Here is a 2,551-nt window from a genome sequence, read left to right as displayed (position 1 = left end):
CTGAAACGTAGCGAGCTGCGAGAGCATCTCTTCGGAAAGGCCGGCAGCAAAAACACCGGCGTCTGGCGTTGGGGACAGGTTGACGAATGGCTTTACGAGAAGAGAGAGACCCGGGGTGCTTGTCGATGAAGCAGCCGGTCGTGATGAATTGGCACGCCGCGACAATGACGCTCTGGCTTGACGTTCCGTCCCGCCTTTGACATTCCGTCTCAGATAACTGTTCGAATTTCGTTCTAATTCCGCACGAATTATAATGTCACGAGCCAAGTCCCCTGGGGAAAGCGGAGCGTTCACGGGAACATGATTGGCGGCTCCGCCCCTCACTCCACTCTCACGAATTAGTGCGGTATCTGACTGGGCCCGCAACAGTCGTCACCCGCCGTGTTGACGGGCACTTCCAATTGGGCCGATGTCTGAGAGGACGTGTGACCATCGCTTCGAACGGATGCCAGTGTATTCGGTACGGGGGCTTAATCGCCCCCCTTTCGCGATCGGAGTTATTTGCGCGACGTTGGTCGGCTGACAGATCGACCTGCTCAGACAACAACAGGATGCTTGGGGCGACTGGATTCGGGTCATGACGCTTGCGAGAAGACCGAATTCGATCGATCGAGACGTAGGTTCGCGCTTGCGAGCGCGAAGGCAGCTCATCGGCCTCAGCCAGTCCCAACTAGCGGAGCAGTTGGGCATCACGTTTCAGCAGATCCAGAAATACGAAAGCGGATCAAATCGGCTCAGCGCGAGCCGTCTTCAGCTCATCGCGCACATCCTTGAGGTCCCGGCGGGTTACTTTTTTGAAGCGGCGGCGACTGAAAGCAACGCGCCTCAAGAACGCTTAAGGGAAGTTAGTGCCAACGATATCGCTGAATTGCTCTCGACCAGCGAAGGAATTCGTCTCGTCAATGCCTTCTTGAAGGCCGAAAGCACGGCGAAGCGCCAGCAGATCGTTGCCATGGTTGAGGACCTGGTGAATGCCGATCCTGCCGGGAGCAGCGACAAAATCGGGCATTCTCACGAATAGCGCAAGTACAATCGGGCAAAAGCACGCGATGACCGAATCTGAAATCAAATGACGTATCGTCATACAGGGCGACGCGTCCGGTCTCGGCTTGTCGTAGCAGCATCGTCGTGCTGTCACTAGTTAACCAATCTCCGTCGATCCGAACGGGACGGTGCAAATCCCCGTCGACGAGCCAATATGCGTGTGCTTACATCATTTCGATACCTGTTCTTGGCTTGACTACATGCATTGTGAATACTGAATATTATGCAATCCGCTGCGCTATCGGCCAACTGAGGAGTTATTGGCATGGCGATCTCAAGGAAGAGCGGATTTTCCCACGAACTTCCAGCATCGCCCCCAGCAAACCAGCGGAATTACAAATGGTTTCGGCCCGATGGAGACGATGACGATAGTTTTGGCCGAGGGATTATTTGGGGAGCCGCGATATCATTCTTGCTCTGGGGAGGGATGGCGTTGGCCTGGCTCACTATTCTTCGATGACTGCACCGCATGCGTGATTTATCGCGCATGAGCACTCAGCAAGAACATCGATGGCCTGAACTGGAGTGACTTCCCCAACAGGGATGGACAAAACGCCTGGCCGTGGGCCAGGCGTAAACCGAAGTTTCTGAGTTGGGTGCAGCACCCAGTCAGTGGCGCCGCTCCTCACGCCGGTCGGTGCGTCCGGTGCGCCGCGTGTCACGCCGCTCCCCGCGCCCCGTACGCCTGTCCCCACGCCGCTCCATGCCGGAGGTCTGGGCCTGTTCGAGACTGTCAGGATCGTAGCAGCCGCAGCAACACCGAKAGCGGCTGCCGACCACAAGAAGGAAAGGGCATGTCGGCGAGAGATCATGTCCGGATTGAAGACTTCGCTCATGGGAAAGCTCCTCGGGATCTATGAACAGTCTTTGCCGCCCCCTGTCGCCCCCGATCACCATGATTGACGTAAGGTCACATTTCATCTGCTCGAGTCAATCAAAGCAGGCTGTTTATGGCCCGGCGTAGCGTCTGGCGCAAGTCTATTCTCCTACCCTTGGCGCAACTGTTTCGCTTCGACCAATAATCGACGACCCGAATACAACTGCCCGATCTATCGAGGTCACGAGAACCCCGACGCGTTGGCATTCGGGCGTCCGCGGAAATTGGGATGCTCCGGGCAGTCGAGATTTGCGGCTCATAGAGCGAAGTGATCAAAATATCGCAGTCCGGAACATTCGGCACTTCATTGGGAAATTCCGCCGATTATTCGGGTTCTCTGTAGTGACTCGATATGGAAGAGATTGACTGGCCTACCCTGACCTCGGAGGACACCATGCGATTAGGACTTGTATCCACCGCCGTTCTTGCGACGTGTCTTGCAACGTCGGCCTTCTCCGCTGATCTTCCCAGCCGCCAAGCTCCGCCTCCCCCGATCGTCTACGCGCCCCTGTTCACCTGGGCTGGTCTTTATGTCGGTCTCAACGCCGGCGTGGGCTGGGCTGACTCGGGCGAGATCGCCGTCAACGGGCCGACTGCTGGCTCTTCCAGCGTCCTGAGCGGTGTCGGCGG

At 57.0% G+C, this 2,551-nt stretch carries 1 protein-coding gene and 1 pseudogene; both read left to right on the top strand.

Annotated elements, in window-relative coordinates:
• Positions 1-577 precede the first annotated feature (577 nt).
• Complete coding sequence (locus AC1DGP_RS35045) at positions 578-1,021, top strand: helix-turn-helix domain-containing protein (protein WP_476769050.1); 444 nt, start codon at positions 578-580, stop codon at positions 1,019-1,021.
• Between the two features lie 1,294 nt (positions 1,022-2,315).
• Positions 2,316-2,551, top strand: a pseudogene (locus tag AC1DGP_RS35040) (outer membrane protein); the annotation flags it as partial.

The sequence above is a fragment of the Allobosea sp. 05T433 genome (assembly GCF_056396065.1).
The sequence above is the reverse complement of the archived record's forward strand: the minus strand, read 5'-3'. Positions and strand labels throughout refer to the sequence as shown.

Bases quoted from the DNA above. Each gene is read 5' to 3' on its own strand.
- AC1DGP_RS35045 (WP_476769050.1), top strand. From the start codon at position 578: ATGACGCTTGCGAGAAGACCGAATTCGATCGATCGAGACGTAGGTTCG.